Origin of the sequence: Alkalihalobacillus sp. FSL W8-0930 (assembly GCA_037965595.1) — a bacterium.
Classification (GTDB): Bacteria; Bacillota; Bacilli; order Bacillales; family Bacillaceae_D; genus Alkalicoccobacillus.
Map to the genome: position 1 here is coordinate 1,435,227 of CP150183.1, position 15,739 is coordinate 1,450,965.

The following is a 15,739-nucleotide window of genomic DNA, read 5'->3' on the forward strand; positions in this document are numbered from 1 at the left end:
ATGATGAGTAACGGTAAACCAACAATGTAAAGGTGATATAAAAATGAATGAACATAACTTATCAAATCGATTAATGGCTGTTGCACGCTATGTGAACCATTTAAAAAGCTTTGCTGATATTGGATCAGATCATGCCTATCTTCCAAGTTATCTTTGTCTTACGAACCCATCTATTCGTGCTGTAGCTGGTGAGATTGTTGAGGGTCCGTTTCAAGCGGCTAGAAAACAAGTAAGAGAATCTAATCTAGAGAGCCGTATTGACGTACGCAAGGGCTCTGGACTTGAAGTGATCAATCCAAGTGAGGTAGAAGGTATAACAATTGCCGGAATGGGAGGAGCGCTAATTGCATCCATTCTTGAAGAAGGAAAAGAGAAGCTAGAGGGTGTTCATCGGCTTGTTCTTCAACCAAATAATTCAGCAAGATCCGTTCGAATTTGGTTGCTTGAGAACAACTGGAAACTAGTTGAGGAAGACATTTTAATAGAGAATGAGAAATTTTATGAAATATTAGTAGCTGAACCTGGTAATGATGAAGAGAGATATGAGGATAACCGTGAGAAGAAGCTTATGCTTGGTCCCCATCTGATTAAAGAACCTAGTAAGGTTTTTATAGAAAAGTGGGCGGGTGAACAACAAAATTGGGAACGCGTGTTAAACGCCCTAAAGCAGGGTAAAGAACAAGAGTCTCTTATTGAGAGAAAAAATCAAATTGAGATGAGAATCAAACATGTACAGGAGGTCTTAGAAAATGTCTAATGCTCCAACAGGCCATGAAGTGATACGGATTTTTGAAGAATGGTCCCCACCATCATTAGCTGTAGAAGGGGATCGCATCGGATTAATGGTAGGAAACCTTGATAATCAAGTAAACCGAATCTTAACGGCACTTGACGTAACAGAAGCTGTTCTTGACGAGGCCATCAAAGAGCGGGCTGACTTTATTCTTGCTCATCACCCGTTATTATTCCGCCCTCTAAAAACCATTGATTTGCAAACTTCTCATGGACGAATCATCCATAAAGCACTGTCACATGGGATCACTATTTACGCGGCTCACACGAATCTAGATATTGCTCGTGGGGGAGTGAATGACATGCTTAGTGATGCATTATCATTAACCAATCTAGAAGTGCTCGCAGAAACATACGCTGAGGAGCTTAAAAAGCTTGTTGTATACGTTCCGAGAACGCATGCAGATTCACTTCGGGAGGCTCTAGGAGAAGCTGGAGCTGGACATATAGGGGCGTATAGTCATTGCTCGTACAGCTCAGACGGAACCGGATCGTTTAAACCTCTTAAAGAATCGAATCCATACATAGGTCAAAGTAATGTACAAGAATATGTAGAGGAAACAAAGATTGAAACTATTGTTCGTGCGACTCAGCTTACAACCGTAGTTGATGCTATGAAAAAGGCACATCCTTATGAGGAGGTAGCCTACGATCTCTATGCACTTGAGCAAAAGGGAGAAACCTATGGTCTTGGACGTATTGGAGAGCTTTCTAAGCAAATGAAGCTAAGCGAGCTGGCTGAGGTAGTTAAAAAGGCGTTTGACGTACCGACCCTACGTTTGATAGGAGATCCTAATAAGAAAGTATCTCGTGTAGCTGTACTTGGTGGGGATGGGAATAAGTACGTCCAAACAGCAATGAGAAAGGGAGCAGATGTCTTTATCACTGGAGATATCTATTACCATACAGCGGTCGATGCAATAGAAGACGGTTTTTCACTTTTAGACCCAGGACATAATATCGAGAAGGTTATGAAAAAAGGCGTCGCACAGAAGCTCAATCAGCTTTTAGCGGAGTCGGGTTATACAATCGAATCCATGCCATCAGAAGTAAACACAGATCCATACCAATATATATAAATAAAAAACGATCGCCCCGATGTTGGAGCGATCGTTTTTTGATTCTTATTTGACTTTTACTTTAGGTAAAAGCTTCTCAAGATTCACTGTGCGTGTAAGCGGCCAAGTGGCTGGATCATTCTGATCAAATTGAGTAAGGTAATTGATGACCTCTTTTGTGATCGGTGTTGGTGTTGAAGCTCCAGATGTCACTCCAACCACTTCAACTCCTTTTAACCACTCTAGATCGAGCTCTGTAATGTCACCAATTCGATAAGCGGTTGTTCCTGCGATCTGCTCAGAAACTTGAGCCAATCGGTTAGAGTTATTACTTTTTGGATCTCCGACAACCACAACTAGGTCACATTCTTTTGCTTGTTCCGCAACGGCTTCTTGACGAACTTGAGTAGCTAGGCAAATTTCATTATGAATTTCTGCATGCGGATAAAGCTCCATTGCACGTTTCATAATATCTGAAACGTCCCACTGACTCATCGTTGTTTGATTCGTAATAATAATCTTCTCTGTTGTTAAGTTAAGGTTTTCAACGTCCTCAGTATTCTCAACAAGGTGTACAGCGTCTGGCGCTACACCAATAGCTCCCTCAGGTTCAGGGTGCCCCTTTTTACCGGCATAGATGAACTGATAGCCTTCGCTATGCTTGTCCCTAATTAAATCATGTGTTCTTGTCACGTCAGGGCATGTTGCATCAACAACGGTTAACCCTTTTTCTTTTGCAAGAGTACGAACCTCAGGTGAGACACCGTGTGCAGTAAAAATAACCGTTCCTTTATCAATATCTTTTAAGATATCAAGACGGTTAGGTCCATCTAAAGAGATAATGCCATCTGTTTCAAAGGCATCTGTAACGTGCTGATTATGAACAATTTGTCCAAGTATATAAACCGGACGTGGTAGATCTAGGTTCTGCGCTGCTTGTCTCGCTAAAACCATTGCGTCTACAACGCCATAGCAATAACCGCGTGGTGAGATCTTTTTTACATTCATGTAACTTGTCCTCCTAGAGAAATGCTTCCCAACCAAACAAAAGGTGAGAAGCAGTCTGATACCATCATTGTAATGGAGATGGAGGTCGTTGACAATCGTTGTGCTTATGACAATTCAAGCAAATTGTTATCAATAAACTCATATGCCTGTTCTTCAGACATATTATTTACGAGAACAAGTTCACTCGCAATCATCTGTTTTGCCTTTTGAAGGTGGTTTCGATCTTGTATATGAAGACCGTTTGAACGACCAGCCTGTTTCTTTGAAAGGGAAGAAATGAGATGAGCTGCATCAAAGATACTACCGCTCTTTAACAGATTTTCCGTTTCTTTCGAAAAGTGGCTAGTAGAAGGTGGAAGCTCAGGTCCGTTTTTCAATGCTTCAATTACATTGTCTAATTCATCTTGCTCAATAATCTTGCGCAAGCCTGAATTATCAATTTTACTCTCAGGGAGCATTAATTTCACATCTACTAGTGGGAAATGAAGAACAAAATAAGAGTGGGTTTCACCTAAAACGTCTTTCTCTTCAATGTCTCGTATTGTTCCAGCCCCATGATAAGGATAAACAACATGATCACCGACTTTAAACATGAGCATTCCTCCATTCGAGTTGTCAGTATTTAGTATAACACAAATGGAGCAAAATTTGAAATTATACTATTCCACTATAAAGCTTGTCAACTATTTAATTAAAAATCACGAGTATTTTCTCGTGATTTTAATCAAACATATAACTTAGGGCCTGGTGGGCCACTAATTGGTCTTGCAACAGACTGAATCGTTGCCAATTGGGGTTGGATGGGTACGCTAACCGGTGGCGCTGATGTCACAGGAGGCATCGTTTCTGGAGCGTCAAACGTCTCTTGTTCATTTTGAATGGGAATGGTTTGTGCAGTTGGTTCGCTTGTAAGCTCTTCCGCATCTGAGCTTGGTTGACTGCGCATAATCCTCCATAATGCTGGAGCATTGCGAATGATCGGTCCATATTGCTGTACCATTGGCATTACCTGTTGAGTAATTCCCATGATACGTTGTGTGTTTTGGAGGATTGAAGTGAAATTAATACCGGATAGAAAGCTCCCGCCACTGGCACCTGCTGTCGGGAATGCCGCTCCGCTCACTGCACTCGCCCCACCGCCACCACCAAATAGTCTAGCAAGTAAACCAACTCTTCCTCCTGCACCTTGCATGAAACCGGATGCTGCTTGGGCTCCTGGACCACCAAAAAAGGCAGATGGAGGAACCATCCCTGCACTAGGTCCGGGTCCTGGTCCAAACATAAAAGGACTTCTGGCTAACGGTTGAATTGGTGTTGGACCAGCTGGGGGTCCAAATATTCGTTGCATGGTCGTTCTCCCTTCAATATATGTCCATTTACTTGTTTATATGCAAAATGAATACGTGATGTGAGCCCGGTTTTCCGAAGTACGTCGTGTTTAGTGTCATTCTGTGGTAAAATAAGCTACTGTAAATACCTAAAGTTCAGAGAGTAGGAAATAAACATGATTTCAGAGAATTTCAAACGGTTTGGCCTTCAACCGTTTTTATTAGAAGCACTTGATGCACAAGGCTTAAAGAAGCCTACGGAAATACAGGAACGACTGATTCCTGCAATTATTAATGGCAAGGATGTCATTGGTCAATCGCAAACAGGAACAGGAAAAACATTGTCGTTCTTGCTTCCGATCTTACAAGTGATTAAACCAGAGCAACAGGAAGTACAAGCCATTATTACGGCACCAACTAGAGAACTTGCCACTCAATTATTTGATGAGCTTAAGTTGCTTCTTGAGCACGTCTCAGAGGAGCAGCCAATTGTAAGTCAATTACTTGTTGGTGGAACAGATAAAAGTCGTGCTGTTGATCGCTTGAAAAACCAGCCGCATATTGTTGTAGGTACAGCCGGAAGAATTGCGGATCTTATCAACGATCAAGCGTTAAAAGCATATACTGCAACCATTTTAGTTGTAGATGAAGCAGATCAAATGCTTGATATGGGCTTTATTGATGATGTGGACCGTACGGCGTCTCGAATGGCCGAGGAGCTTCAAATGCTTGTCTTTTCAGCGACCATTCCGGAGAAGCTGCAACCATTCTTAAAGAAATACATGAATGACCCAAGACATGTGAAGGTTGAGCCTGAGCAAGCAACGGCAACACTCATTGAACACAAGCTTCTTCCTCTAAAACACCGTGATCGTCTAAAGGTAGTAGTGGAAGTTGCCGAGTCCATTAATCCATTCCTTGCTGTTATTTTCACAAACACAAAAGATGAGGCAGATGAAGTTTCACAGGCCTTACTTGATGCTGGTTTAAACGCTGAGAGAATCCATGGTGGTCTTCAGCCGAGAGAACGTAAACAAATTATGAAGCAAGTGCGTGATATGAAGGTACAATATCTTGTAGCAACAGATCTTGCGGCAAGAGGAATTGACATTAAAGGAATTACTCATGTCATCAACTATAACCTGCCAAAGGACTTAGACTTCTACGTTCATCGTACAGGTCGTACAGCGCGCGCAGGGATGAGTGGTGACGCCATTACATTATATGCTCAAACGGATCAGCAAGCGATTGAGCGTTTAGTGAAAAAAGGAATTACCTTTACGTATGTTGACCTGAAAAAAGGTGAGTGGATTAAGCTTGAGAAGCCGCCACTTGGTCTTGGACGTTCACAACATCGTAAGTCAGATTCATCTGGATCAAAAAAAGCGGTAGCAAAACCGAAAAAAGTAAAGCCTGCATATAAGAAAAAAGCAAGATATCGTGCAGCAAAAGAAGAACAAAGACAACGCAGAATTAAGGGACGTTCAAAAGGATAATGATTGATTAACGAGGTGGAATGATGACATTAAAGATCGGTTCACATGTTTCAATGAGCGGAAGTAAAATGCTACTTGGAGCAAGTGAGGAAGCAGCTAGTTATGGTGCAAATACCTTTATGATCTACACAGGAGCGCCGCAGAACACAAGGCGTAAAGCGATTGAAGATCTAAATATTGAAGCGGGTCAGGAACACATGAAGGCTCACGGAATGTCTGATATTGTTGTCCATGCCCCTTATATCATTAATATTGGGAACACAGAAAAACCGGCAACATTTCAGTTAGGTGTTGATTTTCTTCAATCTGAAATTGCCCGCACGCAAGCATTAGGAGCAAAACAAATTGTTTTGCATCCTGGTGCACATGTAGGAGCAGGTGCAGAGAAGGGAATTGAGCAGATTATTAAGGGATTGAATGAAGTTCTAGAAGTTAAAAACGACGTCCAGATTGCTCTTGAGACAATGGCTGGTAAAGGGACAGAATGCGGTCGTAGCTTTGAAGAGCTTGCTGCAATCATTGATGGTGTGACGCATAATGAGCGGTTATCCGTCTGCTTTGACACGTGTCACACACATGATGCCGGTTATAATTTAATTGAGGACTTTGACGGTGTGCTTAACCAGTTTGATAAGATCGTAGGAATTGATCGTATTAAAGTCCTTCACATCAATGATAGTAAAAATGTACAAGGTGCACGGAAAGACAGACACGCTAACATTGGGTTTGGCCATATCGGTTTTGAGGCGCTTCATTACATTGTTACACATGAACAATTAACAGCTGTACCTAAAATCCTTGAAACCCCCTATGTAGGCGAGGATAAAAAAGATAAAAGACCTCCTTATAAGCATGAAATTTCTATGCTAAAAGAAGGCCAGTTTGATGAAGGATTGCTTAACAAGATCATGCAATAAATACGTTATGGAAGCAGATGGCTATATTGCTTAAGTAGTTGCTCAATGGTGTTTGCAACATGGCTGTCTGTTTCTGTTTGTAATTTATGAATGAGTCTTTCTACTTGAGCCGCATTCCCTACATCGATTTTTTCTGTTTTTAGAATGGAAATGACTTGCTCGGCTTGATGATTTGTAATGGAAATATTGTTTTTCTCAGCTTGTTTGATTAATTCCGCAACCGTTAATGAATTAATTTTTTGATTTATTAATTGTTGAATAAACACATTCATGTGTACCCCTCCCAAGACTTTTGCCTATCTATTTATAACTATGGAGAGCAGAAGATTTTGTGCAGAAAAAAAGGAAATACGTAGCAAATAACGAATACGTTTAGTATCTGTAAGTCCTGTATAAGACACATTTTAACTTTAGTTGTATGTTAGAGCACTCGTATAAATTAAAGGAGGGGCTACTATGTTTGATCATCAAGAAGGTAACAAATCAGCCTCTGAAAAAGGGAGCCGTAGTATGACGACTAATTCCAGCTCAGCACTTCATTCAGCATTCGCCCTGCCAACAGCGCATTATTCTCAGAACCTACCACATAGACCTTACATAGAAGATTTAGGATTCCCCTTCCTTAAAATGGATTCCCAGTATCATGTACTCAGTTGGAATCAAGCGTTTATCAAAACGTGTCAACTTGATGAAAGAGAACTTGAAAACGCCTCCTTTCTAGATTTAAGTGAACGCTATCATGTTTTAAAACTCGCTAAAGAAGTGATGGCTGTCACAACACTGACAATGAGGGTGGAGGAACAATTATATGAGGATGAAGATACATTAATACGGGTTTGTGTTTTTCCGTATTCGTACTTCAATTGCCAATATATTATCTTTGAAGACCTTTCATACCAAAAAAAATTCGAGCATTTGCTAACCTTTCACCACCAGATGGAGGCTGTTTCCCACATTGCGGCAGGAGTAGCGCATGAATTACGCAACCCTCTATCCGTTATTAAAGGGTTTCTTCAGCTAGCCAAGTTAACAGACGATTTTCATAAATATTACGATACGATCTTATCTGAATTAAACCGAATGAATTTAATTATTGAGGATTTTTTATCCGTATCACGCAAAAAGATGACTCGAAGCTGGCAATCCCCTAATCAAATCATTGAATCTCTCGTTCAAATTTTAAAGTCTGAGTGTTTGCTGCACGATGTAAATCTTGATCTTCAGTTAACAGCAACAAAATACAATGTAACCGTTCATGTAAATGAATCAATGATTAAGCAAGTGATTTTGAATTTGTTAAGAAATTCTGTAGAAGCATATGGCTCGTCTAATATAAATCGACGGTTTATTGTCAAAACTGAAATAGAAGATGAAAGGTTTCTTCTTACTCTAAAAGATAATGGAAAAGGGATGCCTGATGAGGTATTAAACCAATTAGGAAAACCATTTTTCACCACAAAGGAAAAAGGAAATGGTATTGGAATTCCGCTCTGTAAAAAGATTATTGAAGATCACGGTGGAAGCTTTATCATCACGAGTGAATACAACGTTGGAACCGAAGTAAGGATTTCATTACCGCTTTCATGTAGTGCGAATGGATAATATGTCCTTGGCAGGAAACAACATATAGTAGCTAGGCGAATTTGCTTCATGATACACTCATTAGCGCAAAACGCGTTTAAAAACAATAGCTTAGGGTATCCACTAGTTGGAACTATGTTATTAAAAAGGAGTGTTGACGAATGTTACAACGTTTTCTAGTTGGAAGTTTAGTCGCAATCATCATGCTTGCAGGTTATTTTGCATTTGAAGCCAACAGCTTAAGGCAAGCTGTTAAAGATACAGAGAATGAACTAACTCGTCTTGAGATTGAAAAGGATGGGTTAGAGCTTTCGAGTAATACAGAGCTCTCAGAATCAAGTGCACCTAGCTACTCACAATGGATTCAATCAAGTGAATTAGCTGAGCAATTATACAAAGAAAGTGAAGGTCGCTTTAAGCGAGAGTGGGGGTTATTTCTTGGTGAGTTAACTCAACAAAAGGGAATGGATCCTTATATCGTGTACGAGCTTCTTAAAGTTGAAACAGGAGGAAGCTTTGATCCGACCGCAGTAGGGCCTGAAACGAGATTTGGTGTGGCTTACGGCATGGGACAATTTATGACGAACACAGCGCCCTGGATTGCGGACAGAGCAAATCTTGAATATAAACAAGAGTATCTGTTTGAGCCTCTGTATTCAATCCAGTTATCTGTGGAATATTTAGACTTTCTATATGAAGAGTATGAAGATTGGGACTATGCGTTAACGGCTTATAACCGAGGAATGACAGGTTTAAAGAAATACGTTGAAAAGAATGGAAATGCTAAAAGCCAATATGCTGTGACGATTCAGCAAGGCGTTATGCAACATGATGCAATCGCATTTAACCAATAAGATGTTTGGAATGAGAAAACCGGGTGACTCTTACAAAAGTTTCATCCGGTTTTTTGTGCTTTCACACTACATAGAGTGCATGAAAGATTTTATTCCTTATGAATTAGTTTGCGTGGGTGGACAGATGAATAAAAAGCTTTATAATAGGGTAAGTCAAATAAATCGTAATCATTCTTAAAAAATGGTTGAATACACACGAAAAGGAGAGATCGTCTATGTCTAATCAGACGATTTTAGCGGAATTAAAAAACGTACATTTCTACTATGATCATCGACACGTATTAGAGAATGTGTCTCTTAAGCTTGAAAAAGGGTCTTTTCTTGGTTTGGTGGGACCAAATGGTTCTGGGAAATCCACACTCATCAGGTTACTACTCGGACTTATTAAACCTGTCCAAGGAGAGGTTGAGATCTTTGGGGAGCGTGTAAGTCAATTTCAAAGATGGGATAAAATCGGTTTTGTTTCACAGAAAGCGAGCAGCTTTAATTCGGGTTTTCCAGCAACTGTGTTTGAAGTTGTATCGATGGGCTTATGTGGAAAACTAGGTCTATTTCGCTTTATGACAAAGAAGGATAAGCAAAAGGTGCATGAAGCGATTGCACAAGTAGGTATGCAGGAATATACAAAACAAAACATAGGAGAACTGTCAGGTGGTCAGCAGCAGCGTGTGTTTATCGCTAGAGCATTAGTAAGTGAGCCTGAGCTTTTAATCCTAGATGAGCCAACTGTTGGAGTAGACGTAGCTAGTGTGCAGACATTCTATGAGCTCTTAAAGACATTGAATGAAGAAAAAGGATTAACCCTTTTATTGATCACGCACGATACAGGGGTCATGACTAAGTATGTAACAGAGGTAGCCTGCCTCAATCAGTCCATTCATTTTCACAAGCCAATCGACTTTGAAAAAAATCAAGATTTACTACACGTTTATCGAGTTAATGAGGAAGTGCACGTATGATTGAAACATTCTTAAGGTTTGATTTTCTTCAGTATGCATTATATACCGGCATGATGATTGGCTTATTAGCGCCGATACTTGGTGTGTTTCTTGTTGTGAGAAGAATGTCTTTAATTGCAGATGCTCTTTCTCATATCACATTATCCGGTATTGCTTTTAGCCTCCTGATGGGGAAGTACGTAGGTTTCTTTGCGGGATTGAACCCACTCTATATGGGAATGGTGTTCTCTGTAGGGGGATCGCTCCTTATCGAACAGCTACGCCGGGTGTACACGTTCTATAAAGAAATTGCTATCCCAATTATTCTCTCTGCCGGAATTGGTATCGGTGTAATCTTTATCTCCTTAGCCAATGGCTTTAACAATGATTTATTTAATTACTTGTTTGGTAGTGTAATTGCTGTTACACAGTCAGACTTTATTACGATAAGCATCATTACAGTTGTTATTATTGTTGTTCTTGTTCTTTTTTATAAAGAATTGTTTTTTCTTTCATTTGATGAGGAACAAGCGGTCATATCCGGTGTCAATCGAAAACTAGTGAATATGATCTTTGTTGTACTCGTAGCTCTAGTCATTGCGGCAGCCATGAGAGTAGTAGGGATTCTCCTTGTCTCAGCCTTAATGACCTTGCCAGTCGCTAGTGCGATGAGATTTGCAAAAGGATTTAAACAATTGTTTTTCTTTTCAGTTGTACTCGGAGAAATAGCAGTGGTCGGCGGTCTTATTGCCGCGTTCCAACTTGATTTAGCGCCAGGTGGAACGATTGTGATGATCTCAGTAGTGTTATTACTCCTATCCATTTTATTTGGTCGTAACCGAAAAATGAAATGGATGCGTAAGCCGAAGCCAAGTTCAGTGAGTGAACAGTAAGTGACGCAAGTGATGTGAATCGTTTATAATAAAAGGAACAATTTACTCGGGTGACGGAAGGGTGTCAGCAGATGAACGTATCTGATGCATTAGATGTATTAAAAAAAGAAGGGTACAAATATACAGGGAAACGAGAAATGATGATCCAATTGTTTGCCGATGAAGATCGCTATATCTCAGCCAAAGAAGTGCTGGAGCATATGCAAAAGGACTATCCAGGTTTAAGCTTTGATACGATCTATCGAAATCTTTCGCTCTTTCAAGAACTAACCATTCTTGAAGAAACAGAGCTTGAGGGAGAGAAGCGATACCGCATTACATGTCAAACTCACTCTCATCACCATCACCTTATTTGTTTAACGTGTGGGCGTACAGAGCATTTTCATACGTGCCCTGTGAGTGAGGAAGCGATCGCTAAGCAATTTCCAGCTTTCCAAGTAGAGGGTCATAAATTTGAAGTGTACGGAACATGTGAATCATGTTCTATGCAAAAAGCATGAGCTGCAGCTCATGCTTTTTTAACGAGGCTGGGACATAACTAAAAAACAATACAAAAATGGCGAATGATTCAATTGCAGAATCATTCGCCATTCGTGATTTTATATGAACAAGCGGAGGGATTTCCTGTAGCGGATTATTTGCTATATTCGTTTACTCGCATTATTAATCATATGTCTCTATCTCTTTTTTAATGCGCGCCTCTCAGCGTATTCAAGGCATTTCTCACAAACCTTTATGTGTTTGCCCTGATCCGAAATATATGATTGCATAAAAGAGGTTTTCTTATGACAGAAATGACAGCCTTTCTTCTTAAACCAACGGAACAACCGTGATCACCTCTTTTTATCTTGAATCCAATTCTCGACCCAGTGCTCAGCAGAAAGCCAGTCCTTTACACGAATGACGCCTTCTGGATCATGCCCTTGATTATATGGGGTATCAAGTAAAAGAACCGGTATGCCACAATGAGTGGCAATATCGACCGCGTTGTCGTGTTTATCTTCTAAAAAAAGATCAAGCTGATGCTCAGTAACCGAATCAATTTTATTATGCTGGCCTAGGAGTTCAATATGGTGATTAGGAACACTATTTGATTCAAACCACGCCCGAGTGACTTCCTCGAGATAAGAGCCCCGAGCGGTAACATAATAAAGCTCAAAAGATTGCTGCCATTTCTCTAAAACGACCTTGGCATGCTCTGCCATTTTTACGTTCGCATAGATTGTTGCTTCGTTCGTTTTCATCCATGTTGTAAACTCATCACGTGTAATTCCAAGCACTCCTGTTAAATCATAAGACGTTAAATCGTCTAGTGTTAAGTTTTTTCCGAATGATTGATTTAAAGCCGGCACAAATGCGGCTGGATCTGTAACAGTTCCATCAATATCTAATCCAATTCGAATGGTGTTCAATGTCATCATCCTCTCACCCCTATTGTAGCATCTAATGGAGATGGAGTTAAAACAAAGCCGAACTTCTAGAATGTACGGGTCAATAAAGGCTATTTGGGTACACTATTAAATGCTCTCTGCAAGAAGCGAATGGAGGAATTCAAATTGGCGATTGATAAACACCCAGAACAAGAACCCGTACGTTTAGTGGATTCTCGGGATCAAACCGTCTTAGATACAGACTTGGATCTTGCTGAACGTAAAGCTGATTATAAAGAAGAAGCAGCTGCTGAGTTTCATACAGCTGAGCCGATTTCCTTTTCAAATGACGATCGTAATACAGATGAGCCTGTTGAGCAGATCATGAATGGTCGAGCGATGGGAATTTTCTCACTCGTATTATCCATCTTATCTTTATTTATCTTACCGATCCTTTTGGGAGCGGCAGGAATCATTGTTGGCTTTGTAGCTAGAAAAGGATCTTCAAAAACGATCGGTAATTGGGCCATTGGTATTGGAGTCGTGTCCATTCTGACGTCATTGTTTTTCTCAGCGTTTATTTAACTAAATGTCATCTATCCATGCAGAGAGCATAAAAAAGGATCCCGTAGTCTATGTGACTAACGGGACCTTCTTTACATACTGCTTTCAAGCTCAGCAGCTTTTTGCTTCTTGTAGTGCTCCTCAGCAATGATATCAATTTCTTTTTTCAACTCTTCAACCATTGTTTCTTCAGGAACCTTACGAACAATTTCTCCGTGACGGAAGAGGAGACCTTCTCCACGAGCTCCGGCAATACCGATATCCGCTTCACGAGCTTCACCAGGTCCATTCACCGCACATCCAAGTACAGCGACTTTAATAGGAGCTTTTATGGAAGCGATGTATTCTTCTACTTCATTGGCAATACTAATCAAGTCAATCTCAATCCGACCGCATGTCGGACAAGAGATAAGCGTTGCAGCATTTGCTGCGAGACCAAAGGATTTAAGAAGCTCACGAGCAACCTTAACTTCCTCAACTGGATCTGCGCTTAACGAGATACGAACCGTATTTCCAATTCCCATATTAAGAATGGCACCTAGTCCTGCAGCACTTTTCACTGTTCCAGCAAAAAGAGTTCCGGACTCTGTAATGCCTAAGTGAAGAGGGTAATCAAACGCTTTAGCTGCTTTTTCATACGCTTCAATTGCTAGATTTACATCAGAAGCCTTCATCGAAACGATAATGTCATGGAAATCAAGGTCTTCTAAAATCTTAATGTGGTGAAGAGCACTTTCAACCATACCATCAGCAGTCGGGTATCCATATTTCTCTAGAATTTTACGTTCAAGTGAACCAGCATTTACACCAATACGAATAGGAATACCTTTAGCTTTAGCAGCTTTAACAACCGCCTCAACCTTTTCGCGACGCCCGATATTACCTGGGTTAATACGAATTTTGTCAGCTCCATTTTCAATGGCTTTTAGTGCCAGCTTGTAATCAAAATGAATATCAACAACTAATGGAATAGAAATTTGCGCTTTAATATCTTTAATTGCTTCTGCAGCTTTCATATCTGGACAAGCTACACGAACAATTTGACATCCTGCTTCAGCAAGTCGATTAATCTCAGCAACCGTCGCTTCGACATCGTGCGTTTTTGTTGTTGCCATACTTTGAATGACGACTTCATCATTGCCGCCAATCGTTAGATTACCGACCTTAACTGGACGGGTTTTTGTACGATGAGTAATTTCGGTCATTGACCAATCGCTCCTTTATTCAACGAGTAACGTTCACTAGTTGTCTAGTGTCTCATTTAGAGATACGACTTTATTTTATCAATGACATCGTCGATTTGGCAAGGAAATTCACTCTTTCTTATAAATCGGGAATAAATACGTCTCGCCCGTTTGGATCATATCAGGCTCAAGCGATTGGTTTAAGGATTTAAAGTCATCTATGATCTGCGCAATACTTACAGGAATAGGACCTTCGTTTAAATGTTCTACCACTGACAAAACCGTATGACCCGGTTCAACGATGACCTCTTGAGAGGCAAGTGATGGAGATGAGTCAGCAGGTACTTCTATCTTTTTAGATGGTGTGGATTGACTTTGTTGTTTAACCGATTGATCTGGCAAAGATCCTGTACGCAGATCAGAAACAATCCCCGCAATAACTAGGATAAGAGCAACACAAATAAACAAGCGCTTCATAGCTTGTCCTCCTAAGAAAAATCTAGATAGTAAAAGTGTATGCGAGACTAAACGAGTTTATGACTATTTTTTTTGAAATAAAAGGAGAGAAACGGATGAATTTGAAAAAGGGTTTAACGAAAGTAGGATTAGCAACCTTTACGATGATTATGGTCATAGGTAACGGTCTCTTTATCCCAATTATGCCTGCAATTCAAGAGGAGTTATCCTTATCAACAAATCAATCAAGTCTATTACTTAGTGTATTCTCTTATGCAGGAGCACTAATGATTCTATTGAGTGGGTGGCTCTCGGAAAAGTTTGGGCGTCGAGTCGTCCTAATTGCAAGTTTATCCGGATTGATACTTGGCTGCGTTCTTGCTTCATTAGCTGGTTTCACGACGGATGCCACTCAGGCGTATTACGTCATACTGATTGGCAGGGTCTTGCAGGGTATTGGGGCAGGGGCCACAGCTCCGATGGGAATGATTCTAGCCTCAGAGCGTTATCCAAAAGAACAACAAGCAAAGGTATTTAGCTTTTTAGAGATCATAAACGGAATAAGTAAAACGGCTGGGCCAATACTTGGCGGGTTCATTGTTGCTTACCACTGGCAAGCAGGTTTTGTTTGGTACCTGGCAATTGCGCTTGTGGCGCTTGCTGCAACATTCAGTTTGCTTGGTCAGGAAAAAATGGTTGTTTCCAATCATACAGAAGAAAAACTTCGTTGGCACATGAACGTATTTCTCCCTCTGTTATCAATTGGGTTCTTTGTGATGTTCTTTTTGTACGGTCTCTTATTTGTGATTTCGTCAATGATTGAACATTCGGTTTGGCGTTCTTTGTTCATATCATTGCCACTTGCTGTTCTTGTATTGACGTCCTACGTTTATGGCAGGTCTTCATTACAGTCTTTTAGACAAACACAGGGCTTATTAAAGGTGGGTGTACTTATTCTTTTGATAGTAGCGTTTTTTGTAAGCTTCTTTTACATACACGTTTTCTTTTTAGTCATTGCTGCTTGTGTGGTTGGGGCAGTATCAGGTGTGATGCTGCCGGCTTCAACAAGTGCTTTAGTGTTTCTTATACCAGAAGTAATAAGAGAAAAGGCGATCTCTTGGCTATCAATGATTCGCTTTATAGGTGTTGCGAGTGGTCCAATTATGTTCTCTGCTTGGATGGGAAATTGGCCAACCTATCGCTTTATATTTATCTGTGCAACATTGATCATTGGGCTTCTTGTATTTATTCTATGGAAAGAAAAGGGTGTAATGAAGACGAAAATGAGTTAAAATTAGGG

Annotated in this window: 18 protein-coding genes; 11 read left to right on the top strand and 7 right to left on the bottom strand. The window is 40.4% G+C overall.

What is annotated here, in order from left to right; translation table 11 throughout:
- Window positions 1-43: 43 nt before the first annotated feature.
- Entirely contained in the window at window positions 44-757 is a 714-nt protein-coding gene (locus NSQ54_07615; protein ID WYP27945.1) for a tRNA (adenine(22)-N(1))-methyltransferase TrmK, read from the top strand.
- Entirely contained in the window at window positions 750-1,871 is a 1,122-nt protein-coding gene (locus tag NSQ54_07620) for a Nif3-like dinuclear metal center hexameric protein (GenBank protein WYP27946.1), read from the top strand. Before NSQ54_07615 ends, NSQ54_07620 begins: the two co-directional genes overlap by 8 nt.
- A 45-nt stretch (window positions 1,872-1,916) precedes the next feature.
- Here NSQ54_07620 and NSQ54_07625 read toward each other — a convergent pair whose 3' ends face one another.
- From NSQ54_07625 to vrrA, 3 genes are all read right to left on the bottom strand, one after another.
- Entirely contained in the window at window positions 1,917-2,858 is a 942-nt protein-coding gene (locus tag NSQ54_07625; protein WYP27947.1) for a 4-hydroxy-3-methylbut-2-enyl diphosphate reductase, read from the bottom strand.
- A 104-nt stretch (window positions 2,859-2,962) separates the two neighbouring features.
- The gene (locus tag NSQ54_07630) at window positions 2,963-3,451 is read right to left on the bottom strand and encodes a CarD family transcriptional regulator (GenBank protein ID WYP27948.1); all 489 of its coding nucleotides are present in this window, start codon (window positions 3,449-3,451) and stop codon (window positions 2,963-2,965) included.
- A 131-nt stretch (window positions 3,452-3,582) separates the two neighbouring features.
- A complete protein-coding gene (gene vrrA, locus NSQ54_07635; protein WYP27949.1) occupies window positions 3,583-4,206 on the bottom strand; it encodes a VrrA/YqfQ family protein in 624 nt (207 codons plus the stop codon).
- A 156-nt stretch (window positions 4,207-4,362) separates the two neighbouring features.
- Between vrrA and NSQ54_07640 the strand changes: the two genes are divergently transcribed.
- Together NSQ54_07640 and NSQ54_07645 are read left to right on the top strand one after the other, a co-directional pair.
- Window positions 4,363-5,682, top strand: a complete 1,320-nt coding sequence (locus NSQ54_07640; GenBank protein WYP27950.1) for a DEAD/DEAH box helicase — start codon at window positions 4,363-4,365, stop codon at window positions 5,680-5,682.
- Between the two features lie 23 nt (window positions 5,683-5,705).
- Window positions 5,706-6,599, top strand: coding sequence for a deoxyribonuclease IV (locus NSQ54_07645; protein ID WYP27951.1), 894 nt, complete (start codon window positions 5,706-5,708; stop codon window positions 6,597-6,599).
- 5 nt (window positions 6,600-6,604) lie between these two features.
- On the opposite strand, the gene NSQ54_07650 is transcribed toward NSQ54_07645, so the two are convergent.
- Complete coding sequence (locus NSQ54_07650) at window positions 6,605-6,871, bottom strand: DUF2624 family protein (GenBank protein WYP27952.1); 267 nt, start codon at window positions 6,869-6,871, stop codon at window positions 6,605-6,607.
- 184 nt (window positions 6,872-7,055) lie between these two features.
- Here NSQ54_07650 and NSQ54_07655 point away from each other — a divergent pair, with 184 nt between their 5' ends.
- The 5 genes from NSQ54_07655 (at window position 7,056) to NSQ54_07675 (ending at window position 11,365) form a co-directional block, all read left to right on the top strand.
- On the top strand, window positions 7,056-8,201 hold the full coding sequence (locus NSQ54_07655; GenBank protein ID WYP27953.1) for a HAMP domain-containing sensor histidine kinase: 1,146 nt from the start codon (window positions 7,056-7,058) through the stop codon (window positions 8,199-8,201).
- Between the two features lie 140 nt (window positions 8,202-8,341).
- Window positions 8,342-9,034 (top strand): transglycosylase SLT domain-containing protein, encoded by a 693-nt coding sequence (locus tag NSQ54_07660; protein ID WYP27954.1) that lies wholly within the window; start codon window positions 8,342-8,344, stop codon window positions 9,032-9,034.
- 215 nt (window positions 9,035-9,249) lie between these two features.
- Window positions 9,250-9,993 carry a metal ABC transporter ATP-binding protein gene (locus NSQ54_07665; GenBank protein ID WYP27955.1) on the top strand — a complete coding sequence of 248 codons (744 nt, stop codon included), beginning with the start codon at window positions 9,250-9,252 and terminating at the stop codon, window positions 9,991-9,993.
- Entirely contained in the window at window positions 9,990-10,865 is an 876-nt protein-coding gene (locus NSQ54_07670) for a metal ABC transporter permease (GenBank protein WYP27956.1), read from the top strand. Before NSQ54_07665 ends, NSQ54_07670 begins: the two co-directional genes overlap by 4 nt.
- Before the next feature lie 71 nt (window positions 10,866-10,936).
- A complete protein-coding gene (locus tag NSQ54_07675) occupies window positions 10,937-11,365 on the top strand; it encodes a Fur family transcriptional regulator (protein ID WYP27957.1) in 429 nt (142 codons plus the stop codon).
- Between the two features lie 333 nt (window positions 11,366-11,698).
- Here the strand turns inward: NSQ54_07675 and NSQ54_07680 are convergent, their stop codons facing one another.
- Entirely contained in the window at window positions 11,699-12,286 is a 588-nt protein-coding gene (locus NSQ54_07680; GenBank protein WYP27958.1) for a hypothetical protein, read from the bottom strand.
- Window positions 12,287-12,421: 135 nt separating this feature from the next.
- On the opposite strand from NSQ54_07680, the gene NSQ54_07685 reads away from it, so the two are divergent.
- Window positions 12,422-12,820: a DUF4190 domain-containing protein gene (locus NSQ54_07685; GenBank protein ID WYP27959.1), complete on the top strand. Its 399-nt coding sequence runs from the start codon at window positions 12,422-12,424 to the stop codon at window positions 12,818-12,820.
- Between the two features lie 71 nt (window positions 12,821-12,891).
- On the opposite strand, the gene ispG is transcribed toward NSQ54_07685, so the two are convergent.
- Entirely contained in the window at window positions 12,892-14,004 is a 1,113-nt protein-coding gene (ispG, locus tag NSQ54_07690; GenBank protein ID WYP27960.1) for a flavodoxin-dependent (E)-4-hydroxy-3-methylbut-2-enyl-diphosphate synthase, read from the bottom strand.
- 108 nt (window positions 14,005-14,112) lie between these two features.
- Entirely contained in the window at window positions 14,113-14,460 is a 348-nt protein-coding gene (locus tag NSQ54_07695; GenBank protein ID WYP27961.1) for a hypothetical protein, read from the bottom strand.
- Between the two features lie 95 nt (window positions 14,461-14,555).
- On the opposite strand from NSQ54_07695, the gene NSQ54_07700 reads away from it, so the two are divergent.
- Entirely contained in the window at window positions 14,556-15,731 is a 1,176-nt protein-coding gene (locus NSQ54_07700; GenBank protein WYP27962.1) for an MFS transporter, read from the top strand.
- The last annotated feature ends 8 nt before the right edge of the window (window positions 15,732-15,739 follow it).